This is a genomic window from Acidovorax sp. GW821-FHT09A11, assembly GCF_059418365.1.
The window spans coordinates 1-24,574 of sequence record NZ_JBWKPS010000007.1; the positions used below are offsets into that span (position 1 = coordinate 1).

General features: G+C 69.2%; 22 protein-coding genes. 10 read left to right on the forward strand and 12 right to left on the reverse strand.

Translation table 11 applies throughout. The features are described 5' to 3' along the window. The 3 genes from AC07PV_RS17920 to AC07PV_RS17930 form a co-directional block, all read left to right on the forward strand. Positions 1-2,634: DUF748 domain-containing protein (locus tag AC07PV_RS17920; RefSeq protein ID WP_494630947.1), on the forward strand; the 2,634-nt coding region annotated here is incomplete at its 5' end. A 204-nt stretch (positions 2,635-2,838) separates the two neighbouring features. Further along, a complete protein-coding gene (locus AC07PV_RS17925) occupies positions 2,839-5,079 on the forward strand; it encodes a protein-disulfide reductase DsbD family protein (RefSeq protein WP_494630948.1) in 2,241 nt (746 codons plus the stop codon). Positions 5,080-5,134: 55 nt separating this feature from the next. Further along, on the forward strand, positions 5,135-5,740 hold the full coding sequence (locus AC07PV_RS17930) for a thioredoxin family protein (protein WP_218341302.1): 606 nt from the start codon (positions 5,135-5,137) through the stop codon (positions 5,738-5,740). A gap of 127 nt (positions 5,741-5,867) precedes the next feature. Here AC07PV_RS17930 and AC07PV_RS17935 read toward each other — a convergent pair whose 3' ends face one another. Next, positions 5,868-6,218: a hypothetical protein gene (locus tag AC07PV_RS17935; RefSeq protein ID WP_218296924.1), complete on the reverse strand. Its 351-nt coding sequence runs from the start codon at positions 6,216-6,218 to the stop codon at positions 5,868-5,870. A gap of 91 nt (positions 6,219-6,309) precedes the next feature. On the opposite strand from AC07PV_RS17935, the gene AC07PV_RS17940 reads away from it, so the two are divergent. Beyond that, positions 6,310-6,825 (forward strand): CoA-binding protein, encoded by a 516-nt coding sequence (locus AC07PV_RS17940; protein ID WP_494630949.1) that lies wholly within the window; start codon positions 6,310-6,312, stop codon positions 6,823-6,825. A gap of 60 nt (positions 6,826-6,885) precedes the next feature. Then, positions 6,886-8,211, forward strand: coding sequence for an O-acetylhomoserine aminocarboxypropyltransferase/cysteine synthase family protein (locus AC07PV_RS17945; RefSeq protein ID WP_494630950.1), 1,326 nt, complete (start codon positions 6,886-6,888; stop codon positions 8,209-8,211). A gap of 13 nt (positions 8,212-8,224) precedes the next feature. On the opposite strand, the gene AC07PV_RS17950 is transcribed toward AC07PV_RS17945, so the two are convergent. Next, positions 8,225-9,034, reverse strand: a complete 810-nt coding sequence (locus tag AC07PV_RS17950) for an IclR family transcriptional regulator (protein WP_369643518.1) — start codon at positions 9,032-9,034, stop codon at positions 8,225-8,227. Positions 9,035-9,177: 143 nt separating this feature from the next. Here AC07PV_RS17950 and AC07PV_RS17955 point away from each other — a divergent pair, with 143 nt between their 5' ends. The 4 genes from AC07PV_RS17955 to AC07PV_RS17970 all read left to right on the forward strand — a co-directional run bounded on the left by AC07PV_RS17955 (position 9,178) and on the right by AC07PV_RS17970 (position 13,164). After that, a complete protein-coding gene (locus AC07PV_RS17955; RefSeq protein WP_494630951.1) occupies positions 9,178-10,137 on the forward strand; it encodes an MBL fold metallo-hydrolase in 960 nt (319 codons plus the stop codon). 26 nt (positions 10,138-10,163) lie between these two features. Then, positions 10,164-11,816 (forward strand): FAD-dependent oxidoreductase, encoded by a 1,653-nt coding sequence (locus tag AC07PV_RS17960; RefSeq protein WP_494630952.1) that lies wholly within the window; start codon positions 10,164-10,166, stop codon positions 11,814-11,816. Positions 11,817-11,830: 14 nt separating this feature from the next. After that, complete coding sequence (locus AC07PV_RS17965; RefSeq protein WP_494631052.1) at positions 11,831-12,091, forward strand: DUF2783 domain-containing protein; 261 nt, start codon at positions 11,831-11,833, stop codon at positions 12,089-12,091. 104 nt (positions 12,092-12,195) lie between these two features. Then, positions 12,196-13,164 (forward strand): Bug family tripartite tricarboxylate transporter substrate binding protein, encoded by a 969-nt coding sequence (locus AC07PV_RS17970; protein ID WP_218296917.1) that lies wholly within the window; start codon positions 12,196-12,198, stop codon positions 13,162-13,164. Between the two features lie 131 nt (positions 13,165-13,295). On the opposite strand, the gene AC07PV_RS17975 is transcribed toward AC07PV_RS17970, so the two are convergent. Genes AC07PV_RS17975 through AC07PV_RS17985 form a run of 3 tightly spaced genes read right to left on the reverse strand, consistent with a single transcriptional unit; the run spans position 13,296 to position 15,025 of the window. Next, entirely contained in the window at positions 13,296-13,877 is a 582-nt protein-coding gene (locus tag AC07PV_RS17975; protein WP_369643521.1) for a DUF2062 domain-containing protein, read from the reverse strand. After that, entirely contained in the window at positions 13,868-14,029 is a 162-nt protein-coding gene (locus AC07PV_RS17980; protein WP_218296916.1) for a hypothetical protein, read from the reverse strand. Before AC07PV_RS17980 ends, AC07PV_RS17975 begins: the two co-directional genes overlap by 10 nt. Positions 14,030-14,044: 15 nt before the next feature. Next, positions 14,045-15,025 (reverse strand): TerC family protein, encoded by a 981-nt coding sequence (locus AC07PV_RS17985; protein WP_218296915.1) that lies wholly within the window; start codon positions 15,023-15,025, stop codon positions 14,045-14,047. A 264-nt stretch (positions 15,026-15,289) separates the two neighbouring features. On the opposite strand from AC07PV_RS17985, the gene AC07PV_RS17990 reads away from it, so the two are divergent. Then, a complete protein-coding gene (locus AC07PV_RS17990; RefSeq protein WP_218341297.1) occupies positions 15,290-16,195 on the forward strand; it encodes a LysR substrate-binding domain-containing protein in 906 nt (301 codons plus the stop codon). Between the two features lie 23 nt (positions 16,196-16,218). Here AC07PV_RS17990 and AC07PV_RS17995 read toward each other — a convergent pair whose 3' ends face one another. The 7 genes from AC07PV_RS17995 to paaE form a co-directional block, all read right to left on the reverse strand. Next, positions 16,219-17,385 (reverse strand): ABC transporter substrate-binding protein, encoded by a 1,167-nt coding sequence (locus AC07PV_RS17995; protein WP_492245103.1) that lies wholly within the window; start codon positions 17,383-17,385, stop codon positions 16,219-16,221. Between the two features lie 118 nt (positions 17,386-17,503). Further along, complete coding sequence (locus AC07PV_RS18000; protein WP_494630954.1) at positions 17,504-18,253, reverse strand: ABC transporter ATP-binding protein; 750 nt, start codon at positions 18,251-18,253, stop codon at positions 17,504-17,506. Further along, positions 18,250-20,163 (reverse strand): branched-chain amino acid ABC transporter ATP-binding protein/permease, encoded by a 1,914-nt coding sequence (locus AC07PV_RS18005; protein WP_494630955.1) that lies wholly within the window; start codon positions 20,161-20,163, stop codon positions 18,250-18,252. The genes AC07PV_RS18000 and AC07PV_RS18005 overlap by 4 nt, the downstream gene beginning before the upstream one ends. Then, on the reverse strand, positions 20,160-21,188 hold the full coding sequence (locus AC07PV_RS18010) for a branched-chain amino acid ABC transporter permease (RefSeq protein ID WP_145697155.1): 1,029 nt from the start codon (positions 21,186-21,188) through the stop codon (positions 20,160-20,162). Before AC07PV_RS18010 ends, AC07PV_RS18005 begins: the two co-directional genes overlap by 4 nt. Before the next feature lie 234 nt (positions 21,189-21,422). Further along, positions 21,423-22,580: an ABC transporter substrate-binding protein gene (locus AC07PV_RS18015; RefSeq protein WP_370627858.1), complete on the reverse strand. Its 1,158-nt coding sequence runs from the start codon at positions 22,578-22,580 to the stop codon at positions 21,423-21,425. A gap of 125 nt (positions 22,581-22,705) precedes the next feature. Beyond that, entirely contained in the window at positions 22,706-23,335 is a 630-nt protein-coding gene (locus tag AC07PV_RS18020; RefSeq protein WP_218296909.1) for a TetR/AcrR family transcriptional regulator, read from the reverse strand. 134 nt (positions 23,336-23,469) lie between these two features. Then, positions 23,470-24,555 carry a 1,2-phenylacetyl-CoA epoxidase subunit PaaE gene (gene paaE, locus AC07PV_RS18025; protein ID WP_494630956.1) on the reverse strand — a complete coding sequence of 362 codons (1,086 nt, stop codon included), beginning with the start codon at positions 24,553-24,555 and terminating at the stop codon, positions 23,470-23,472. Positions 24,556-24,574: the final 19 nt, after the last annotated feature.

Sequence of the window (24,574 nt, forward strand, 5' to 3'; positions counted from 1 at the left end):
GCCGCAGCCCCCCGCGCGCCCGCGCCGTGGGAGGTGTCCGTCGCCAGCGCCGCGGTGCGGGGCGGCACCGTGCGCTGGGCCGACCAGGGCACGCGCCCGGCCGCCGCGCTGCAGGCCACCGACTTCACGCTGGACGCCGCCGGCATCGCCCTGCCCTTCACCGAATCGTCGAAGCCCTTCACCTTCAAGGGGGGCCTCAACGTGCAAGGCAGCGCCCTGGCCTTCGTGGGCGAAGCCACCGACCGGCGGGCGCAGACCACTGTCTCGGTCAACGCGCTGGCCCTGCAGCTGGCGGCCCCCTATCTGGCGCAGGCGCTGGAGCCGCAGGTGTCCGGACAGCTGACGGGCGACGTGGCCGTGCTGTGGGAGGCGCCCAGCCCCAAGGCCGCGCAGGCCGGCGCCACCGGCGTCACCCTGACGGCCGGCCCCCTGGCCCTGGAGCAACTGTCGGTGAAGCAGGGCAGGACCACGCTGGCCAGCCTGGGCAGGCTGGAGGTGCAGGGCGCCCAGGTGCCGCTGGATGCCCGCACGGTCACGCTGGAGAAGCTGACCCTCAGCCAGCCGCAGGCCACGGTGGACCGGGGCGCGGACGGGCGCTGGATGTTCGAGCGCTGGGCCAAGGGCGCCAGCCCGTCGCCCGCCCCCGCCAGCCCGCCCCCGGGCACCGCCGCGGCCGCCCCCTGGAAGCTGCGCGTGGCCGATTTCGCCGTGCAGGGGGGCGTGGTCTCCTTCGCCGACAACGCCCAGGCACGGCCCGTGGCCCTGGAAGTTTCCGCCCTGAACCTGAGCGCCAGGAACCTTGCCAGCGACGGCGCCAGGCCCGAGGCCTTCCAGCTCTCGGCGCGCGTGGCCGCGCCCGGCAAGGGCGGCGCCAGGGGCGCGGGCAAGCCCGAGGCAGGCCGGATCGACTACCAGGGCACCCTGGCCCTGCAGCCCCTGGCCGCGCAGGGCAAGCTCGACATCGCGCGGCTGCCGCTGCATGCGCTGGACGGCTACCTGGCCAGCCAGCTGTCGGTGGAGCTGCTGCGCGCGGACGTGGGTTTCCGGGGCCAGGTCGCGCTGGCGCAGAACGACAAGGGCACCAGCCTGCGCCTGGCGGGCGACGCCGCCGTCGACGAACTCAAGGCCAACAGCACGGCCGCCTCCACGCCCAAGACCGAGGCGCAGGTGGGCGAGGAACTGCTGGCCTGGAAAAGCCTGAGCCTGCGCGGCCTGTCCGTGGCCACGGCGCCGGGCACGGCGCCGCGCGTGGAGGTCAAGGAGACCAGCCTGGTGGACTTCTTCGCGCGCATCACCGTGAACGAGGTCGGCCGCATCAATCTGAGCGACATCGCCAAGACCCCCGCCGAGGCGCAGGCCGCGAACGCCGCCAGCGCCGCAGCGAGCGGCCCCGCGGCCTCTGCCTCCGCCGCGGCCCCCGCCAGCGCCGCAGTGGCCCAGGCCGACCCGCTGGCCCCGGTGGTGCAGTTCGGGCCGGTGAGCCTGGTCAATGGCCGGGTGGCGTTCTCGGACTTCTTCATCCGGCCCAACTACTCGGCCGACCTCTCGGAGCTGACCGGCCGGCTCAGCGCGTTCTCTTCCGAGGCCCCGGGCGGCGAACCCATGCTGGCCGACCTGGAGCTGCGCGGCCGTGCCGAGGGCTCGGCGTCGCTGGAAGTCACCGGCAAGCTCAACCCGCTGGCCAAGCCCCTGGCGCTCGACATCGTGGGCAAGGTGCGCGACCTGGAGCTGCCGCCGCTCACGCCGTATGCGGTGAAGTACGCCGGACACGGCATCGAGCTCGGCAAGCTCAGCATGGATGTGAACTACAAGGTGCTGCCGAGCGGCCAGCTCACGGCCAGCAACCGGCTGGTGCTCAACCAGCTGACCTTTGGCGAGCCGGTGGAGGGTGCGCCCAACAGCCTGCCGGTGAAGCTGGCGGTGGCGCTGCTGGCCGACCGCGACGGCGTGATCGACCTGGACCTGCCCATCAGCGGCTCGCTGAACGACCCGCAGTTCCGCCTGGGCCCGGTGATCGGCCGGATCATCGTCAACCTCATCGGCAAGGCCCTCACCGCCCCCTTCAGCCTGCTGGCCAGCGCCTTTGGCGGCGGCAACGAGCTGAGCCACGTGGCCTTCGCGCCGGGCAGCGCCGCGCTCACGGCCGAGGCGAAACAGAATCTGGACAAGGTGGTGAAGGCGCTGACCGACCGGCCGGCCCTCAAGATCACCGTGACCGGCATGGCGAGCCTCAAGGACGAGCGCGAAGGCCTGCAGCGCGAACGCCTGCAGCAGCTGGTGGCCGCCGAAAAGCGCCGTGCGGGCGGGGGCGACACGGCAGCGCCCGTGTCGGCGGCCGAGTACCCCGCCCTGCTCAAGGAGGTGTACCGCCGCGCCGACATCCCCAAGCCGCGCAACCTGGTGGGCCTGGCCAAGGACCTCACGGTGCCCGAGATGGAAACCCTGCTGATCACCAGCCAGAGCGCCACCGACGCGATGGCCGCCGAACTCGCGCAGGAACGCGGCCAGGCGATCCGGGCCTATCTGGTGGCGCAGAAGCTGCCCGCCGAACGGCTGTTCGTGGCCGCGCCCAAGTCGGGCAGCCAGCCCGACAAGTGGACACCGCGTGCGGAACTGAGCCTGAACACCCAGTAGCCCCCGTGCCGCCACGAGACGCGGCGGCTCTTCGGAGCGGTCCCCGGCGCCTCGTGCCGGAGCTGCTGCGCCCGTTTCCCCAGGGGGCCCGCGGGGCGCGCCCCGTTCCAGAGGGAGGGCGGTCCCGCGCACAATGGCGGATTCACTGAACGGACGGCCGGGCGCCGGAACCAACGGCGCCGCGCCTGCTCCCACACTGCAACCATGCCCCAACGCCTGCTCCACCGCCTTGCGGTCACTCTGCTTTTCATAGCCGCCAGCGCTTTATGGACAAGCGCCAGCGCCCAATTCAGCTCCAAAACCAGCGGCCAGGGCACGAGCGTGGTCACCACGCCGCATGTGCGGGCCGAGCTGATGGCCCATGCCCCCCAGGGCGTGGCGCCCGGCCAGCCGCTGTGGCTGGGCCTCTCGATCACCCACCAGCCCGAGTGGCATACCTACTGGAAGAACCCCGGCGACTCCGGCCTGCCCACCGACCTGGCCTGGACGCTGCCCGCCGGCCTGGACGCGGGCGAGATCGCCTGGCCCCTGCCCCGCAAGATCCCCATCGGCACCCTGGCCAACTACGGCTATGAAGGCACGGTGCTGCTGCCCGTGCCCGTCACGGTGGCCGGCAGCTTTGCCGCCGGGCCGCTCGCCAGGGACGCCACGATCAAGCTGCGCGCATCCTGGCTGGTCTGCCGCAAGGAGTGCATCCCCGAAGAGGGCGAATTCACGCTGCAGCTGCCCCTGCGCAGCACCACGGCCCTGAACGGCGCCGCGTTCGAGGCGGCCGCCCAGGCGCAGCCCCGGCCCGTGCTGGCGGGCACCGGCGGCATCGTGCCGGACAGCCAGGCGCAGATTTCCGACGGCAATGCGCTGCAGGTCAGCGTGCAGGGCCTGCCCGTGGCGCTGCGGGGCAAGACGCTGGACCTGTTCCCCGAAACCGCCGAGGTCATCGACAACGCCGCCAGTTGGAAGCAGGCCTGGAACGGCACCGTCTGGACCGCGCAGATTCCCCTGTCTGCCCAGCGCAGCAACAGCCCCACGCTGATGCCCGTGGTGCTGGCCGAGCAGATGGCCGCGCACGCCACCGGCCCCGACACCCGCACCGGCTACCGGGCCGAGCTCAAGGTGCTGGGCACCTGGCCCCCCGCGGCCTCGGTGGCCAGCGTGTCGCCTGCCTTGGAGGCCGCGCTCAAGGCCAATGCAGCGCAAGCGGGAGGAGCGGCAGCGTCGGCCGCAGGCTCCGGCGCATCGCCACTCACCCTCGCGGCGGCGCTGCTGGGTGCCTTGCTCGGCGGCCTCATCCTCAACCTCATGCCCTGCGTGTTCCCCGTACTGGCGATCAAGGTGGTGGGCTTCACCCGGCACGCGCAGGACCGCCGCGCGCACCGGCTCAGCGGCATGGCCTACGCGGCGGGCGTGGTGCTGTCGTTCATGCTGCTCGGCGCGCTCATGCTGGGCCTGCGCGCGGCGGGCGAGGCCATTGGCTGGGGCTTTCAGCTGCAGTCGCCGGCCGTGGTGGCCTCGCTGGCGGCGCTGTTCACGCTGATCGCGCTCAACCTGGCAGGCGTGTTCGAGTTCGGGCACTTCCTGCCCTCCTCGGTGGCCAGCCTGCAGGCGCGCCACCCGGTGGCCGACAGCTTCCTCACCGGCGTACTGGCTGTTGCCGTGGCATCACCCTGCACCGCACCGTTCATGGGCGCATCGCTGGGCCTCACGGCCACCCTGCCCGCGCCGCAGGCGCTGGCCGTGTTCGCAGCGCTGGGCCTGGGCCTGGCGCTGCCGTTTCTGGCCGCGAGTTTCATCCCCGCCGTGGCCCGCGCGCTGCCGCGCCCCGGCGCGTGGATGGACACCTTCCGCAAGCTCATGGCCTTCCCCATGCTGGCCACCGTGGTCTGGCTGGTGTGGGTGCTGGGCCAGCAAAGCGGCATCGACGGCGCCGGTGCGCTGCTGATCCTGCTGGTGGGGCTGTCGCTGGTGGTGTGGGCGCTGTCGCTGGCGGGCCGCGCGCGCGTGTGGATGGCCAGTGTGTCCATCGCGGCGATGGCCTTGCTGGTCTGGGCCTTTGCGCCGCATATCACCACCATGCCCGCCACGCAGGCCGCCCCGCAGGTTTCCGCCAACGGCTGGCAGCCCTGGGCACCCGGCGCGGCCGAGCAGATCGTGGCCACGGGCCGCCCCGTGTTCGTGGACTTCACCGCCGCATGGTGCGTGACCTGCCAATACAACAAGAAGACCACGCTGGCCGACGCCGACGTGATCGCCGACCTGCAGGCCAGGAACGTGGCCCTGCTGCGCGCGGACTGGACGCGCCGCGACCCCGACATCACCGCCGCGCTGGCGGCGCTGGGCCGCAGCGGCGTGCCCGTGTATGTGTTCTACCGGCCCGGCAAGCCGCCCGTGGTGCTGACCGAGGTGCTCAGCGTGGACGAGGTGCGCTCCACCATTGCCCAGTTGTAGAGGTTTTCACCCCGTTTCTTTTCCATCGACAGCCAACCCTTCAGGAGAGTCCGCCATGAAGATGCTTCGCCGTACGTTGATTGCCACCGCCGCGCTGGTGGCGCTGGGTGCCCAGGCCGCCGCGACCGTGGGCCAGCCCGCCCCGGACTTCACGCTCAAGGACGCCGCCGGCAAGACGGTGCGCCTGTCGGACTTCAGGGGCAAACATGTGGTGCTGGAGTGGACCAATCCCGGCTGCCCCTTCGTGCGCAAGCACTACGACAGCGGCAACATGCCCGCCACGCAGAAGCACGCCACTGGCCAGAACGTGGTGTGGCTGGCGGTCAATTCCACCGAGAAGGCCAGCAGCGACTACCTGGAGCCCGCCAAACTCACGGCCTGGCTCGCCGAGCGCAAGGCCGTGCCCACCGCCGTGCTCATGGACGAGGAGGGCACCGTGGGCAAAAGCTATGGCGCGCGCACCACGCCGCACCTGTACATCGTCAACCCGCAGGGCGTGCTGGTCTATGCGGGCGGCATCGACAGTATCCCCTCGGCCCGGCCGGCCGACATCGAGAAGGCCACCAACTACGTGAAGGTGGGGCTGTCGGAGGCGCTGGCGGGCAAGCCGATCTCGGCGGCGACGACACAGCCTTATGGCTGCAGCATCAAGTACAAGTAGGAAGCCCCCCTGAGGCGCTGCGCGCCTTCCCCCGGCGGGGGACGCCACCGGTGGCCTGGCGGAGCCAGTTCCACGGTGGCACTGGTGCGGGGAGCGCGCCAGTTTTTACGAGTGTGGCGGGCTCAGCTCAGCGCGCCACACAGTTCACGCGCAGCACACGGGGCGCCTGGAAGAACATCGTGTTGCCCTGGCCACGGATGTAGGTGCCACCGTCGCCATACCCAAAGCCGGTGACCACACGCTCAGGCTGCAGCGGCACGGTGCGGCCGTTGATCTCCAGCAGCGCCGGGCCATCGGGCTGGGCGGGCCAGTGCACCACCAGCATGGGGCCACGGTCACAGGCGTAGGTCGTGACACGCTGGACCTTGGGGACATCGGGCGCGCGGGGCGGCGTGCAGGCGCTCAGGGCAACGGTGGACAGGACAACGGCGGCGGCCACAAGGCCAGTGGCGCGGCGAGCGCGTGGGGGGTTCTGCACGGGATCTCCTCGGAATCTGGGGCGGGGCCACAGTGTGGATGGACAACGGTGCTCTGGCGCCGCAGCAGTCCGTCCCCATACACTGCCATGTATGACACGCACGCCCGACACCATCAGCACCCTGCGCGATATTCTGACGCACTGCCGCACCCTTGCGGTGGTGGGACTGTCGCCCCAATGGCACAGGCCCAGCTATTTCGCGGCCAAGTACATGCAGGCGCATGGCTACCGCATCGTGCCGGTGAATCCGCTCGTCGCGCGCGAGGGCGGGCAGATTCTGGGGGAGACGGCCTACGCCAGCGTGGCCGATGCCGCCCGGGCGCTCGCGGCCCGGGGCGAACGCATCGACATGGTGGACTGCTTTCGCAAGAGCGAGGACATCCCCCCGCTGGCCGGGGAGGCGATCGCCATCGGCGCGCGCTGCCTGTGGCTGCAGCTGGGCGTGTTCAACGAGGCCGCCCGCCTGCAGGCAGAGGCCGCCGGGCTGCAGGTGGTCGAAAACCGCTGCGTGAAGATCGAGCACGCGCGGCTGTTTGGCGGCCTGGGCTGGATGGGCGTGAACACGCGCGTCATCAGCGCCAAGCGCCTGCGGCAGCTGCCTTACTAGCAAATTCATAGCATCCAGCGCTTGCCCATAAAGCGCTGTCGGCCAATTTCATTCAAGACCATGTCCTCATCAGACCACCCCTCCGGCGCCGACCGCGACTTCGGCTTCGGCACCCGCGCCATCCACGCCGGCGCCCAGCCCGACCCCGTGACCGGCGCGCGCGCCACGCCGATCCACCAGACGACCAGCTTCGTGTTCGACAACGCCGAACACGCGAGCAGCCTGTTCAACCTGCAGACCTTCGGCAACGTCTACAGCCGCATCAGCAACCCTACGGTGGCCGTGTTCGAGGAGCGCATCGCCAGCCTGGAGAACGGCCGCGCGGCGCTGGCCTGCGCCAGCGGCATGGCCGCGCAGATGGCGGCGCTGCTGGCCATCCTGAAGACCGGCGACCACATCGTGGCGGCCAGCACGCTCTATGGCGGCACGGTGGGCCAGCTCGGCGTGGGCTTTGGCCGCCTCGGCATCGAGACCACGTTCGTGGACCCGGCCGACCCCGAGAACTTTGCCCGCGCCATGCGCCCCCACACCCGCGCCGTGTACGGCGAGACCATCGGCAACCCGCTGGTCAACGTGCTCGACATCGCGGCCGTGGCCGAGGTGGCGCATGCGCACGGCGTGCCGCTCATCATCGACAACACGGTGGCCAGCCCCTACCTGTGCAACCCGCTGGCCCTGGGCGCCGACATCGTGGTGCACAGCGCCACCAAGTACATCGGCGGTCACGGCACCACCATGGGCGGCGTGGTGGTCGAGGGCGGCAAGTTCCCGTGGGACAACGGCAACTTCCCCGAGATGGTGGAGCCCAGCCGCGCCTACCACGGCGTGAAGTTCTACGAGACCTTTGGCGACTTCGGCTACACCATGAAGGCGCGCATGGAGGTCAACCGCACCTTCGGCGGCGTGCTCTCGCCCATGAACGCGTGGCAGCTGCTGCAGGGCGCCGAGACGCTGCACCTGCGCATGCGCGAGCACTGCCGCAACGCGCTGGCCGTGGCGAAGTTTCTGCAAGGCCACCCGCAGGTGGCGTGGGTCAACTACCCCGGTTTGGCAGATTCGCCGTATTTCGACTTGGCACAAAAGCAGTTCCGCGCCGTGGACGGAACGCCCGGCGCCTCGGGCATCCTGACCTTTGGTGTGAAGGGCGGCGCGGCGGCGGGCGAGAAGTTCATCGACGCCTGCGAATTCCTGAGCCACCTGGCCAACATCGGCGATGCCAAGACGCTGGTGATCCACCCCGCATCGACCACCCACCGCCAGCTGAGCGAAGAAGAACTGGCCCGCGCGGGCGTGAGCGCGGACATGGTGCGGCTGTCGGTGGGGATCGAGGATGTGGACGACATCCTGTGGGATATCGACCAGGCGCTGGGGCGCGCAACCGCCTGAACGCCCTGGCGCACTAGGCGGAGCTCACCGGCGCCCCCAGCCGTTGTGACAGGCTCCGCGCGGCCTCGCGCAGATGCCGCGCCGCCGGGCTGGCGGGACCCGTCCGCAGCGTGGCGCTGGGCCCGATCACCGCCAGGCACAGCACCAGCTGCCCGAACCCGTCAAACACCGGCGTGGCCAGCGCGCTGATGCCGGGCAGGAGCTGGTCGGTCACCTCGCTGATCTGGTGCGTGCGCACCGCCTCCAGTTCGGCCGCGAACGCGGGTTCATCCAGCGCGCCCGCGAACCCTTCGGCCGCCAAGGCTGCGGCGGCGCGTTCGCGCGGCCCGAAGGCCGCGAACACCTTGCCCGTGGCCGTGTGGCGCACCGAGGCCGTGGTGCCGTGGCGCATGGCCACGTACACGGCCGTGGGGCCTTCCTCGACGCGGATGATGGTCGGGCCGCTGTCGCCCCACACCGAGGCCGACACGGTGTAGCCGATGCGCTGGGCCAGCGCGGGCAGCTCGGCGATCGCCAGGCGCACCGGGTCCACCTGCTGCAGGCTGATCAGGCCCAGCTGCATGGCCAAGGGGCCCAGGCCGTAGTGGCCGCTCACGGCGTCCTGCTCGATCAGGCCCAGCTTGCCAAAGCTCACCAGGTAGGGGTGGGCCTTGGCGGCCGTCATGTCCGCCGCGCGGGCCAGGTCCTTGAGCGCCATGCGCCGGCCGGTGCGCGCCAGCACCTTCAGCAACTGCCCACCCACCTCCACGCTCTGGATGCCGCGCGGGCTGCGGGGCGTGTCTTCGTCATCGGCAAGGGGCAGGTCGGGGGTCGTGATGGGCATGGGCCCGATTGTCCACGCCTGGCGGCAAGGCAAGCCTCTTCGGGTTTTCACCTAAACGAATGCATTAGACATGAACGAATTTCTTGCCTAACATCAACACATTCCGTTTAGATAAACGCATTCATCATTAACAAATCACCACCATGAGCACCGTCAAAACCTTTGCCTCCGCCGCCGACCTCGAAGTGAAGAAGGTGAGCTTCGACAAGCTCTCCGACCACGCCTATGCCTACACCGCCGAGGGCGACCCCAACACCGGCATCATCATTGGCGACGACGCCGTGATGGTCATCGACACGCAGGCCACGCCGGTGATGGCGCAGGACGTGATCCGCCGCATCCGCGAAGTCACCGACAAGCCCATCAAGTACGTGCTGCTCTCCCACTACCACGCCGTGCGCGTGCTGGGTGCCAGCGCCTACGGCGCCGAGCACATCATCGCCAGCGAAGACACGCGCGACCTGATCGTGGAGCGCGGCCAGTTCGACAAGGACAGTGAGATCGGCCGCTTTCCGCGCCTGTTCCAGAACGTGGAGAGCGTGCCCGAGGGCCTGACCTGGCCGACCATGACCTTCAACAAGAAGATGACCTTGTGGCTGGGCAGCGTGGAAGTGCAGATCCTGCAACTGGGCCGGGGCCACACCAAGGGCGACACGGTGGCCTGGCTGCCGCAGGAAAAAATCCTCTTTTCCGGAGACCTGGTGGAGTTCGACGCCACGCCGTATGCGGGCGATGCGTACTTCCAGGACTGGCCGCAGACCCTGGACAACCTGGCCGCCCTGAAGCCCGAGAAGCTGGTGCCCGGCCGGGGCGCCGCGCTGCAGACGCCCGAGCAGGTGCAGGCGGGCCTGGCCGGCACGCGGGCCTTCATCAGCGACCTGTACGACAGCGTCAAGGCCAGCGCCGCACAAGGCGAGGACCTGCGCAAGGTGTACGAGGCCACCTTCGCGAAACTGCAACCCAAGTACGGCCACTGGGTGATCTTCAACCATTGCATGCCGTTCGACGTGACCCGCGCCTACGACGAGGCCACGCAGTACCCCGACCCGCGCATCTGGACGGCCGAGCGCGACATTCAGATGTGGAAATCGCTGGAAGGCTGAGCCACTGAGGCTGGAGGAGACAAAAGATGAACCCCAGAGACATTCCTGCCGAGGCGTTCCACGCGAGCGGCCCGGACGTGCAGGCCATCGATTTCGGCTACGTGCGCTCGCCCGACCAGGACAGCGCCGCGCCCGCGCCGCACCCCATCGTGGTCGTGGGCGCGGGCCCCGTGGGCCTGTCGCTCGCCATCGACCTGGCCCAGCGCGGCCAGCGTGTGGTGGTGCTGGACAACGACCACAAGCTCTCCATCGGCTCGCGCGCCATCTGCTTCGCCAAGCGCACGCTCGAAATCTGGGACCGCCTGGGCGTGGGCCAGCGCATGGTGGACAAGGGCGTGTCGTGGAACGTGGGCAAGGTGTTCCTCAAGGACGAGCAGCTCTACGAATTCAACCTGCTGCCCGAAGAAGGCCACGAGCGCCCCGCGTTCATCAACCTGCAGCAGTACTACGCCGAGGCCTACCTGGTGGAGCGCGCGCTGCAGCTGCCCGGCATCGACATCCGCTGGCACAACAAGGTGACCGCCGTGGCCGCACGCAACGACGGCGCCCTGCTCAGCATCGACACGCCCGAAGGCCCCTACCAGGTGGATGCGCAATGGGTGGCCGCCTGCGACGGCTCGCGTTCGCCCCTGCGCCAGATGATGGGACTGGAAAGCAAGGGCCGCATCTTCCAGGACCGGTTCCTGATCGCCGACGTGAAGCTGGCGGGCGATGCGGACTTCCCGACCGAGCGCTGGTTCTGGTTCGACCCGCCCTTTCACCCCGGCCAGAGCGTGCTGCTGCACCGCCAGCCGGACAACGTGTGGCGCATCGACTTCCAGCTGGGCTGGGACGCCGACCCGGAAGAAGAAAAGAAGCCCGGGAACATCATCCCGCGCGTGCAGGCGCTGCTGGGCGCGGATGCGCAGTTCGAGTTGGACTGGGCGAGTGTCTACACCTTTGCCTGCCTGCGCATGGACCAGTTCGTGCACGGCCGCGTGGTCTTCGCGGGCGACAGCGCGCATGGCGTCTCGCCCTTTGGCGCACGCGGCGCCAACAGCGGCGTGCAGGATGCCGAGAACCTGGCCTGGAAGCTGGACTGGGTGCTCAAGGGCCGGGTGGGCCCTGCCCTGCTGGCCACCTACGGGCCCGAGCGCGAGTACGCGGCGGACGAGAACCTGTGCAACTCGACCCGCGCCACCGACTTCATCACGCCCAAGAGCGAGGTGAGCCGCCTGTTCCGCGACGCGGCGCTGCATCTGGCGCGCGAGCATGCGTTTGCGCGGCGCATCGTCAACAGCGGGCGCCTGTCGGTGCCGGCCACGCTGCACCAGTCGCCGCTGAACACGCCCGACGCCGACACCTTCGCGGGCACGCAGGTGCCCGGTGCGGTGCTGCTCGACGCTCCCCTGACAAAACAGGGCCGCCCCACGTGGCTGCTGCGCGAGCTGGGGTCGGACTTCACGCTGCTGGTGTTTGGCCCCGCCCCCACCTGGGCCCGGGACCTGGCCCATGTGCGGGTGCTGCAGATCGGCATCGACGTGATCGACCACCAGGCGCTGGCCGCGCAGCGGCTTGATGCCCAGCCGCGCACCGTGTACCTCGTGCGCCCCGACCAGCATGTGTGCGCACGTTGGCGCACCCCCACCGAAGCGGCGGTGCGTGCCGCCCTGGCCCACGCCACGGCGCCGGCCCCCTGACAAGGAACACCTTCATCATGCTCAACACCCAGCCCCACCTGCAGGCCTGCGACGATTTTTACGAGGCGCTGATCGCTGCGCACCAGGGCCTGTCCACGCCCGAGAGCCACGCCATGAACGCCCGCCTCGTGCTGCTGCTGGCCAACCACATCGGCGACCAGGCCACGCTGCTGCATGCCCTGCAGCTGGCGCACGGCGCCGCGATGCCTCTGGCAGACCGGCGCGCCACCCAGGCCATCACGCCCGTGGTGCCCACGCACGCCCTGGCGGCCTAGCCGCGCCCCCGCACCCCATCCGCCCCCCGGGGCTTCGGCACCGCACGGACGGTGCAAGCCCCGGCTTTGCCCGATTCTTTTGACGACACCCCGGAGACGACACCATGCTGCGCAAACACTTCCTCGCCACCCTTGCCGGGCTGGCCCTGGCCACCACCCTCCCCCAGGCCCATGCCCAGGACACCAAGCCGCTGGAATGGGTGGTGGGCTATGCCGCCGGCGGCGGCTCGGACATCGTCGCGCGCACCATCGCCGAGTCGATGTCGGCCACGCTGGGCCGCCCCATCGTCATCAACAACAAGCCCGGCGCGGGCACCAACATCGCGGCCGAGTACAGCGCGCGCAACAAGGACTTCGGCAACCTGATCTTCTCGGCCGACTTCGCCACGCTGGCGGCCAACCCGTTCCTGTTCAGCAAGCTGAGCTACAACGCCGAGAAGGACTTCCAGCCCGTGGGCCTGCTGGTGCGCTTCCCCATGTTCCTCGTGGTGTCCAACAACGTGCCCGCCAGGAACCTCAAGGAGTTCATGGCCTGGGCCAAGGGCCTGCCCGACGGCGTGAACTGGGCCTCGGCCGGGCCCGGCAGCCCGCACCACCTGGTGGGCGAGCTGTTCCGCGAGCAAAGCGGCCTCAGGCTCACGCACGTGCCCTACCGGGGTGCGGCACCGGCCATCCAGGACGTGATCGGCGGCCAGGTCCCGGCCATGTGGATCGACAGCGCCACCGTGTACCCGTTCCTTGCCGCCGGCAAGGTCAAGGCCATCGGCGTGGCCAGCCCGCAGCGCGTGGGCACCATGCCCGACGTGGCCACCATTGCCGAACAGGGCCTGCAGGGCTTCGAGGGCTTTGCGTGGCAGGGGCTGGTCGCCCCCCATGGCACCTCGGCCGAGGCGGTGGCCCAGTTCAGCAAGGCCCTTCAAACCGCCCTTGCCGACACCCGCACGCGTGCGCGCCTGCAGGCCCTGGGTGTCGAACCCTTGCCCGGCACCGCCGCGCAGATGGGGAGCTTCGCGCGCGCCGAACGCGAGAAGTGGGGTCGTGTGATCACCAAGGTGGGCGTCAAGCTGGATTGAGCCCCCTGAGCGGGTGGCCAAGCCAGTTCCGCGGTGGCACTGGCGATAGCAGCGCGCCGGTTTCGCTGCCCGTGGACTCCAGGATCTGCGGGATTTCGCGCTTCGGAAAGCGAGCAGCGCCGATTCGTCCGTTACGCGGCGGCTGAGCGGCAGCGCGCCAGCCGGCGCTTGCGCTGCAGGGCGGGGGCCAGCCACAGCACCTGCACCACGGCGTAACCCAGCGCCGCGAGCAGCAATCCCAGCGTGGGCAGGCCGACCAGCAGTGGCGTGCCCAGGGCCTGGATCCAGGCCGCCATCGCCTGCACGGAGAAATCCCCGCCCGGCGCCACGCTGCTCCATGGCGGCAGGGTTTGCGTGCCGGGCATCACCAGCGCGCCCAGGTAGAAGGCCAGGGCATACAGCGGCACGGTGGTGAACGGGTTGGTATAGAAGGTGGCCACGCCGCCCGCCACCACGTTGCCGCGCAGCCACGCGCACACCAGCAGGGTGCCGGGGATCTGCAGCGGGCCGGGAATGAGCCCGCAGAACATGCCGGCCGCCACACCGCGCGCCAGCGGCTGGCGCTGAAAGCGGAACAGCTCGCGCCGCTCCAGCCAGGGCCGTAAGCGGGCGAGCCAGCCCCGGTCCAGGTGCACGCGGGCCCGGGGTTCCAGGCCGCGCAACCAGCGGCGCAGGGTGCACAGCATCTGCATCACCACCCTGATCAGCTCCACGCCAGGGCCGCGGCCGTGCCGGCGCCCCACAGGGCGGCAAGGCCCGCCAGCAGGCGCACGTCCCGCCGCTCATTGCCGGCGCGGTACGCCGTCACCGTCGCCCCCACCAGGCCCACCAGCACACAGAGCATGATGGCATCGAGCAATTGCATGGTCTCCTACTCCCTTCAGTCCTTGGATGGCGATGCCAGGGGCTTGTGGGCGCCCGGGGCCGAGTTGCGCAGCGACAGGAAGATCGAACCCGCGATCAGCGATGCCGTGACCAGCAGCGCGTAGCCGATCGGAATCTTCACGAGGTCGATGAGCAGCATCTTGCCGCCGATGAACACCAGCACCAGGGCCAGGCCATAGGCCAGCAGGTGGAAGCGGTCGGCCAGGTCCGCCAGCAGGAAGTACAGCGCACGCAGGCCCAGGATGGCGAAGATGTTGGCCGTGAGCACGATGAACGGGTCGCTGGTGATGGCGAAGATGGCCGGGATGCTGTCCACCGCGAAGATGATGTCGGTGGTGCCGATGAGCACCAGCACCACGAACAGCGGGGTGTAGTGCTTGACGCCCTGGACCAGCGTGGAGAGCTTTTCGCCGTCGAACTGGTCGGTGATGCGGATGCGCTTCTTCAGCAACCTGAGCACCGGGTTGGTCGCGATGTCGGGCTCCTGCCCGGCCGCGAACCACATCTTGGCACCCGTGACCACGAGGAACGCGCCGAACACGTACAGCAGCCAGTGGAAGGTGGCCAGCAGCCAGGCGCCTGCCAGGATGAGCAGCGTGCGCAGCACGATCGCGCCGATGATGCCGATGATGAGCGCGCGCTTCTGGTACTGCGGCGGCACGGCGAAATAGCTGAACAGCATCAGGAACACAAAGATGTTGTCCACCGAGAGGCTTTTTTCCACCAGGTAGCCGGTGATGAACTGCATCGACACCGTGTTGGCCACCTCGCGGCCCTGGCTGCCGTCCAGGTACCACCAGAGGATACCCACGAACACGAAGGCCAGCGAGAACCACAGCAGGCTCCAGCGCACGGCCTCCTTCATCGTGACCTTGTGCGCGCCCTGGCGCTCCATCACCAGCAGGTCGATGCCGATGGCCACCACCACGAAGACGGCAAAGCCCGCCCACATCCACCAGGTTCCGATCGTTTCCATGAAGTCTTGCTCCTTCGCGCGACGGCGTCAGCGCCGCGAACGCGGCAGGGGTGGCAGGCCCGGGGTCGGGGCGGACAGGGGAAGGGGTGCGGCGTAGTGCATGGGTTCTCTCCGGTGCAATGGGTTGGCATTCAGGACAAGCCCGCACTGTAGGGATGCTTTTGCATCTTAAAAACCTGCCTTCACGGTACTATTTGTTCGGTTTTTACGAACCAACCAGTTCCTGCACCGATACCCCTTCAACGCACTGGGATACGCAAGACCATGAGCCAGAGCTTCAACTACCGCCACCTGTACTACTTCTGGGTGGTCGCCAAGGAGGGCGGCATCGCGCGCGCCGCCGAGCGGCTGGACATGGCCGTGCAGACCATCAGCGCGCAGGTGCGCTCCCTTGAGCAGGCCCTGGGAACCAGCCTGCTGCGCACCGAGGGGCGCAGCCTGGTGCTCACCGAGGCCGGCGTGGCCGCGCTGCACGAGGCCGACCATATCTTTGCCCTGGGCGAGCAGCTGACCCACCGCGTGCGCGAGGCCGCCAGCGGCCAGACGCTGCGGCTGAACCTGGGCATCTCGGACGGCATCGCCAAGCTGGCCATGCACCGGCTGCTGACGCCGGTGCTCGACGAACCGCACCTGCGCCTGCTGTGCCACGAGGGGGAGTTCCAGCCGCTGCTCGGCGAGCTCGCGCTGCACAAGCTCGACGCGGTGCTGGCCGACCGCGCCGCACCGCCCAACCCGGCCCTCAAGACCACCAGCCAGCTGCTGGGCACGAGCGCCGTGGCCTGGTATGCCCCACCCGTGTGGGCCGAGGCGGCGGCGCGGCAGTTTCCGCAGAGCCTGGCGGTGGTGCCCGTGCTGCTGCCTACCGACCATGCCGCCATGCGCGCGCGCCTGGACCATTGGTTGGAGCGCGAACGCATTCGCCCGCGCATTGCCGGTGAATTCGAGGACAGTGCCCTGCTGAGCACCTTTGCCGCCACGGGCATGGGGGTGATGCCGGCCCCCGTGACCGTGGGCGCGCATCTGCTCAAGACCCATGGTCTGGTGCAGGTGGGCACGACGCCCGACGTGCAGGAGCAGTTCCACCTGATCTACAACGCGCGCAAGGTCATGCACCCGCTGCTCACGCGACTGCTGGAAGCCTCCGAGGGAGGTGCGCTGCTCAACTCCTGAGCAGCGCGTGCTGCCTGTGCGGCCTATTTGGTGAACCGGCCGTCGCGGCCCATCATGAGCAGATCCACGAACTTGCCCGAACTGTGCTGCGTGGCCGACAGCTCCACGGGGTAGCCGCCCAGGTTCACGCTCTTCATCGACTCCATGGCCTGCACCAGCCCTGCGCGGGTGGGCTTGGCGCCAGCGCGCTGCAGCGCCTCGACCAGGAAGCGGGCGGAGATGAATCCCTCCATCTGGCTGAAGGTGTACTCGGTGATGCCCTTGGCCTTGGCCAGGGTCTGGAACTCGCGAGAGATCGGCATGCTCTGGTTCCACGGCGAGGGCACGACCTGCGACACCACCACGCCCCGCGCGCGCTCGCCCAGCGCCTTGACCAGCTGGGCGTTGCTGATCACCGAGAGCATGTAGAAGGTGGAGCGGTGGCCGGCCGCCAGGTAGGCATCGACGAAATCCACGCTGGGCTTGCCCGCGCTGATGACGATGATGGCCTGGGGCGTGGCCTTGGCCACCGAGGCCACGGCGTCCGCCATCTTCGAGCCATCCACCTCCAGCGGGGCCTGGGCCACGAGTTCCACCTTGTGGTTCTTGACCGACTTCTCGACCGAGGCCAGCCCGCCCGTGCCGAAGGGGTTGTTGAGGTAGACCGCCGCGATGCGCGCGATGCCCACCGAGGCCAGTTGCTTCACGGTGGCGTCGAGCTCGGTCGCATAGCCTGCCTTGATGTTGAACACGTAGCGGCTGCTGGCCTGGCGCAGGCCGTCGGAGCCCGTGAACGGCGCGATGAAGGGCACGCCGCGCTCCTCGGCGATCGGTAGGGCGGCCAGCGCGGGCGGGGTGCCCGCGTACTGGAACAGCGCGAGCACCTTGTCCTCGTCGATCAGCTTCTTCGTGTTCTCGGCGGCCTTCTTGGGGTCGTAGGCATCGTCGATGGCGACCACGCGGATCTTGCGGCCGCGCACGCCGCCCGAGGCATTCACATGGTCGAAATACAGGGCCGCGCCCTGGCGCACCTCGCTGGTCAGCGCCGCGAGCGGGCCGCTCAGCTGGCAGGACTGGCCGATCACGATCTCGCTGTCGGTCACGCCCGCGCTGTCCTGGGCCCAGGCCGTTCCCGCCAGACCCGCGGCCAATGCCCCACCCGAACGCAAAAACGCCCTGCGTGCCAACCCTGGCTGAACGCCTGTCTTCATGCTTTGTCTCCTGTCGTATTCATGGATCTTCACAACGCAAAAGCCCTTCCGCAGCCCCAAGGCCTGCGAAAGGGCGAAACAGGACGGTCGCTGCGCTGCGCGGCGGTCCTCGGGACTTTCAATGGGCTTCGGCCCGGGCGTGCGCCGCCCCTCCCATGCCCAGGTAGGTGTCGATGATGCGGCGGTCGTTGAGCAGGTCCTGCGCAGCGCCGGTCAGCGCCACGGCGCCCATTTCGAGCACATAGGCGCGATCGGCCACGCGCAAGGCGGCACGTGCGTTCTGCTCCACCAGCAGTACCGATACGCCGTGCGCGCGCAGCGAGGACACCACCTGCAGCACCTCGCGCACGATCAGCGGGGCCAGGCCGAGCGAGGGCTCGTCGAGCATCAGCAGGCGCGGGCGGGCCATCAGCGCACGGCCGATGGCCAGCATCTGGCGCTCGCCGCCCGAGAGCGTGGACGCCAGTTGCGGGCGGCGCTCGCGCAGGCGCGGGAAGATGCCGAACACTTCTTCCATGCGTTGCGCCTGGTCACGCTGGCCCTTGCGCCAGCGCGAAAAGCCGCCCAGCAGCAGGTTGTCCTCCACCGACATCTCGCCGAAGAGTTCGCGCTTTTCGGGCACCAGGGCCACGCCGCGCGCCACCATGGCCTCCACGCTGGGGCGGGCGATGCGCTCGCCGGCCAGGGTGATGGAGCCGGTGGCCGGCAGCAGCCCCATGGCTGCGCACAGCAAGGTGGTCTTGCCGGCGCCGTTGGGGCCGATCACGGTGACGATCTCACCCTCGTTCACGTCAAGCCGGACCTGGTGGACGGCCTCCACGGGGCCGTACGACACGGAGAGGTCCTGCAGTTGCAGCAAGGCGGTCATGCGCGGGCTCCTTCGGTGGCGACAGCGGCGGGCAGGTCGTCGTCGGCGCCGCCCAGGTAGGCATCGAGCACGCGCTGGTTGCTCTGCACCTGCGCGGGCGTGCCCTCGGCGATCACGGTGCCGAACTCCAGCACGGTGATGCGGTCGGCCAGGTTCATCACGAACTCCATGTCATGCTCCACCACCAGGATGCCCAGGCCCTCGGCGCGCAACTGGCGCAGCAGGTCGGCCAGGGCCTTCTTTTCCAGATGCCGCAGGCCGGCGGCGGGTTCGTCGAGCAGCAGGATGGCCGGCTGGCCGGCCAGGGCACGCGCGATCTCGACGATGCGCTGCTGCCCCAGGGCCAGCGAGGCGGCGGGCGCGTCGGCATGGGCACCCAGGCCGCAGCGCTCGATCTGGCGGCGGGCCTCGGCCAGCAGGGCGGCTTCCTCGGCGCGGTCCAGGCGCAGCATCGAGGCGATCCAGCCGCGGTGGGCGCGCTGGTGCGCGCCCAGGGCGACGTTCTCGACCACGCTGCGCTGGCCCAAGAGGCGCACGTGCTGGAAGGTGCGCGCCATGCCCAGGCGCGCGAAGGCGCGCGAGGGGCGGCGCAGCATGGCCTGGTCCACCAGGCGCACCTCGCCCTCGGTGGCGTCGTCCACGCCCGAGATCATGTTGAAGAAGGTGCTCTTGCCGGCGCCGTTGGGCCCGATCAGCGCGTGCACCTCGCCGGCCTTCACGTCCATGGAGACATTGTTGTTGGCGACCAGGCCGCCGAAGCGCTTGGTCACGTTGCGCGCCTGCAGCAGCACCGTGCCGGCCGCGGGCAAGGTACGCTGGCCCAGCTGTGCAGCCTCGCGCACCGCGCGCGGCGCTTCGCGGCGCAGCCAGCGCTCGCCCAGGCGGTTCAGCGTGGGCCACAGGCCGTCGGCAAAGCGCTGCAGCACGAAGACCATGAGCAGGCCGAAGACGATGACCTCGAAGTTGCCGCTGGTGCCCAGCAGCGAGGGCAGCACGTCCTGCAGCTTTTCCTTGAGCAGGGTGATGAGGGTGGCGCCCAGCACCGCGCCCCAGAGGTGGCCGGCGCCGCCGACCACGGCCATGAACAGGTACTCGATGCCGATGTTGAGGTTGAACGGCGTGGGGCTGACAAAGCGCTGGAGGTGCGCATACAGCCAGCCCGAGATCGCCGCCAGCAGCGCCGCCAGCACGAAGAGCTTGATGCGGTAGCGCGCCGTGTCCACGCCCATGGACTCGGCCATCACCCGCCCGCCCTTGAGCGCGCGGATGGCGCGGCCCTCGCGCGAGTCGAGCAGGTTGTGCAGCAGCCACAGCGACACCAGCAGCACCGCCCAGATCAGCACGCCGATGGCGCGCGGCGAGGCCAGCGAGAAGCCCGCCACGACGAGCGGCGGCACGCCGGTGATGCCGGTCTGCCCTCCCAGGAATTCCATGTTGCCGAACAGGTAGTACAGCGACAGGCCCCAGGCGATGGTGCACAGCGGCAGGTAGTGGCCCGACAGCTTGAGCGTGACCGAGCCCAGGCCCCAGGCCACCGCGAAGGTGATCACCAGGCCGAGCACCAGCCCCACCCAGGGCAGGCCGGCCATGCCGACCAGGCCCGAGAGCGCCTGCACCGACGCGGGCGCCGTGCAGATCCAGGCCGTGGCATAGGCACCGACGCCCACGAAGGCCGCCTGGCCGAAGGAGGTCATGCCGCCCACGCCGGTGAGCATGACCAGGCCCGCCGCCACGATGGCGTACAGGCCGATGTAGCTGAGCACGACCACGGTGAAGTCGGGCAGGAAGCCCCAGCACAGGGCCAGCAGCGCCACGGCGGCCAGCGTCAGCTGGGTGCGCGTGGCGATGCCGCGCGATGTGCCTGCATCGTGTGTGCCGGCAGCCATATCCGTCTTGACGGGCGTGCTCATTCCTCATCCTCCACATGGCGGCTGTTGAGCGAGCGCCACCACAGCACGGGAACGATCAGCGTGAACACGAGAACCTCCTTGTAGGCACTGGCCCAGAACGATGCAAAGGCCTCCAGCTGGCCCACGATCAGCGCGCCGAGCAGCGCCATGGGATAGCTGCCCAGGCCGCCCACGATGGCCGCGACGAAGCCCTTGAGGCCGATCAGGAAACCCGTGTCGTAGTACACGGTGGTGAGCGGCGCGATCAAGAGGCCCGAGACCGCACCGATCAGCGCGGCCAGGGCAAAGCTCACGTCGCCCGAGAGTTCGGTGGGAATGCCCATGAGGCGCGCCCCCACGCGGTTGAGGGCCGTGGCGCGCAGCGCCTTGCCCACCATGGAGCGGCCGAAGAACAGGAACAGCAGCATCACCAGCGCCAGCGTGACGCCCAGCACCACCAGCGACTGGCCCGAGACCGGGATGCCCCCGAGGTCGAAGCGCGCCTCCGAGAACGGTGGCGTGCGCGAGCCTTCGGCACCGAAGAACAGCAGGCCCAGGCCCACCAGCACGCCATGCAGCGCCACCGAGACGATGAGCAGCATCAGCACCGTGGCATCGGCCAGCGGGCGATACGCCAGGCGGTACAGCAGCGGCCCCATGGGCGTGATCAGGATCAGCGTGGTGAGCGCCTGCATGCCCAGCGAGGTGGGGCGCAGCCCCAGGATCAGCGCCGTGGCCAGCAACGGCAGCACCAGGCACCAGACCACCGTGGCGGGCCAGTTCACGGGGCTGCCGCGCTGAAAGCGCACCACCTCGACCACCAGCACCACGGCGGCCATCCCCACCAGCAGCCACAGCGTGGCGGGAATGCGCCCGCCCTGCATCATGGCCATGGTCAGCGCCCCGAAGGCCACGAACTCGCCCTGGGGGATGAAGATCACCCGGGTCACGGAAAAAACCAGCACCAGCGCCAGCGCCATCAGTCCATAGATGGCGCCGTTGACAATGCCGTCCTGCCCCAGCAGCAGGGCAATCTGCAAATCCATATTCAGCTTTCTTTGAGAAGCAGGTCGACCAGCGCTTACTACCTATTTAATAGCTGCTAGCGCTTTACCAGTAAGCGCCAGAGGCCATTTTCATGGCATTTCCAGACAGCTCTTCGCCGAAGAGACGGACACCATGAAACCGGCGCGCCCCAGACCAGCGCCATCGTGGAACCGGCTTCGCCAGGCCACGGGTGGCGTCCCCTTGGAGGGGAAGGCGCGCAGCGCCTCAGGGGGTCAGGGAATGTATTTCCAGGTCCCGTTCTCGATCTTGACCATCACGCGGGCGCGCTGGTCCAGGCCCAGGTGGTCGTTCTCGGACATGTTGAAGATGCCGTGCGCGCCGGGCACTTCCTTGATCTGCTCCAGCGCATCGCGCAGGGCCGTGCGGAATTCCACGGTGCCGGGCTTGGCCTTCTTCAGGGCCACGGGCACGGCGGCGGCCATCAGCACGCCGGCATCCCAGCCATGGGCGCCGAAGGTGGAGACGCTGTCCTTGCCGTGGGCGGCCTCATAGGCGGCCACGTAGGCGCTGGCCGACTTCTTCACCGGGTGCGAGGCGGGCAGCTGCGAAGCCACGAGCACCGGGCCGGAGGGCAGGAAGGTGCCTTCCACGTCCTTGCCGCCCACGCGCAGGAAGTCGGCATTGGCCACGCCGTGGGTCTGGTAGACCTTGCCGGTGAAGCCGCGCTCCTTGAGCGCCTTCTGGGGCAATGCGGCCGGCGTGCCGGAGCCGGCGATGAGCACGGCGTCGGGCTTGGCCGAGATCATCTTCAGCGTCTGGCCCGTCACCGAGGTGTCGGTGCGCGCATAGCGCTCGTTGGCCACGATCTGGATCTTCTTGATGGCGGCGGCCTTGCCGAACTCCTGGTACCAGCCTTCGCCGTAGGCGTCGGCAAAGCCGATGAAGGCCACGGTCTTCACGCCGGCGTTGGCCATGTGGTCCACGATGGCCAGCGACATCATGATGTCGTTCTGCGGGGTCTTGAAGACCCACTTCTTCTTGGCGTCCATGGGCTCGACGATGCGCGCCGAGGCGGCCATGGAGATCATGGGCGTCTGCGCCTCGGCGACCACATCGATCATGGCCAGCGAGTTGGGCGTGGTGCTCGACCCGAGGATGATGTCGACCTTGCTTTCGCTGATCAGCTTGCGCGTGTTGCCCACGGCGGTGGTCGTGTCCGACGCGTCGTCGAGCACGATGTAGTTGACCTTCTGGCCGCCGATGGTGCGCGGCATCAGGGCGATGGTGTTCTTCTCGGGAATGCCCAGCGAGGCGGCGGGGCCGGTGGCCGACACCGTGACACCGACGGTGATGTCGGCCAGGGCGGCGCCGCAGGCCATGGCGGCGGCTGCGGCCACCAGCGCGAGTTGTGCGAAGCGGGTCTTTTTCATGCGTTTGTCTCCTGTGGAAAAGAAAGGATGGTGGTGTCAGCGCAGGCAAGCAAGGAAGATTCAGCGCTGTTCCGGCTCTTGTCGGCCGGTATCGGGTACGCCGTGGTGAACGTGCGTGGCCATTGTCATGGACGCGCGGGTCTTTGGGCCGGTTCAATGGGCATTCGGACGGCAGGAAATCCACCAAAGAACAGGTCCGCAACGATGGGCGCCATGGTCCCGTAGTCGAGTTCGCCGTCGGGCTTGAGCCAGGTGAACATCCAGTTGATCATGCCGAACAGCAGCATGGTCAGCGCCTTGGTCAGGCCGGCGGCATCGGTGTCGGGGCGCAGTTGCCCCAGCGCGGTGGCGAAGGCGGCCACCACGGCGCGCTCCTTGCCCAGGATGCGCTCGCTGTCCTCGGGCTGCAGGAAGCGCACGTCCTCGGTCAGCACGCGGTGGGCGTGCTGGGCCTCGGCGTATTCTTCGACGAAGCGGTGGATCAGTTCGCGCAGCCGCGCCTCGGGCGCGAGCTGCTGGGCCTCGACCTCCTCCACCAGCGCCTGCAGGCGCGAGACATGGCCGTCGGCGATGTGCACGAGCAGGTTGTACTTGTCGCGAAAGTAGTGGTACAGCGTGGGCTTGGACAGGCCGCAGGCCTCGGCCACCTCGTTCATCGAGGTGGCGGGATAGCCGCGGCGTGCGAACAGTTCGGCGGCATGGCGGAGGATCATTTCGCGCTGGTCGTCGTATCCGGGGGAGCGTCCTCGGGCCATGGGCAGTTTTCCTTTGCATCCTGGAGTGAAGGGGCGCCATCTTGCCGCATCCGGGGGCACCGCAGGCCCACGGCGGCCCATTCCTTGCCGATGCCAGGCACCGTGTGCAGCGGTGGATGCCGTCATAGCGACCATCAGCGTTCGTCGAACGACAGCACCACGCTGTCGGACAGCGGCCGGCACTGGCAGGTGAGCACGAAGCCGGCGGCCACCTCGTTCTTGTCGAGCGCGAAGTTGCGCTCCATGCGCACCTCGCCCTCCACGCACTTGGCGCGGCAGGTACCGCACACGCCCGAGGTGCACGAGAACGGCACCTCCAGCCCGGCGGCCGAGGCCGCATCGAGGATGCTGGCCTGCTCGCCCGAGAACGGGAATTCGCGCCGCAGGCCATCGCGCACGATGGCGATGCGGGAGGTCTTGGCATCGCCCGGCAGCGCCTCGTGCACCACCGCGCCGACCTGCCCTCCTGCGGGCAGGGCCACGCCGAAGCGCTCCACGTGGATGCGCTCGGCCGGCACGCCGCCGGCCAGCAGCGCGGCCTCGGCCTCATCGTTCATCTGAAAGGGGCCGCAGATGAAGGCCTCGTCGATCTTCTGCGCGGGGATCAGCGCCTTCAGGAACTCGGCGAGCTTCTCGCTGTTCACGAAGCCCATGTTCAGCGGCGCGTCGGTCTGCTCGGCCGAGAACACATGGTGCAGCACCAGGCGCGTGAGGTAGCGGTTCTTGAGGTCCTCGATCTCCTCCTTGAACATGGTGGACTGCAGCGTGCGGTTGCCGTAGATCAGCGTGAAGCGGCTGCCGGGTTCGCGCGCCAGCACCGTCTTCATGATGGACAGGATGGGCGTGATGCCGCTGCCGCCCGCGATGCCCAGGTAGTGGCGCTGCGCGGCAGCCTGGATGGGCACGAAGAAGCGGCCCTGCGGCGCCATGACCTGCAGGGTGTCGCCCACCTTGAGCTGCGCGTTGATCCAGTTGGAGAACACGCCGCCGTTGATCTTGCGCACGCCCACGCGCAATTCGGCGTCGTCCACGCCGGCGCAGATGGAGTACGAGCGGCGCAGGTCCTGGCCACCGATGTCGGTGCGCAGGGTGAGGTACTGGCCCTGGGTGAAGCCGAAGACCTCGCGCAGCTCGGGCGGCACGTCGAAGGAGACGATGACGGCCTCGGCCGTGTCGGGCTCGATGGCGCGCACGCGCAGGGGATGGAAGATGACGCTCATGTCGGTGTCTTGTGGTGGG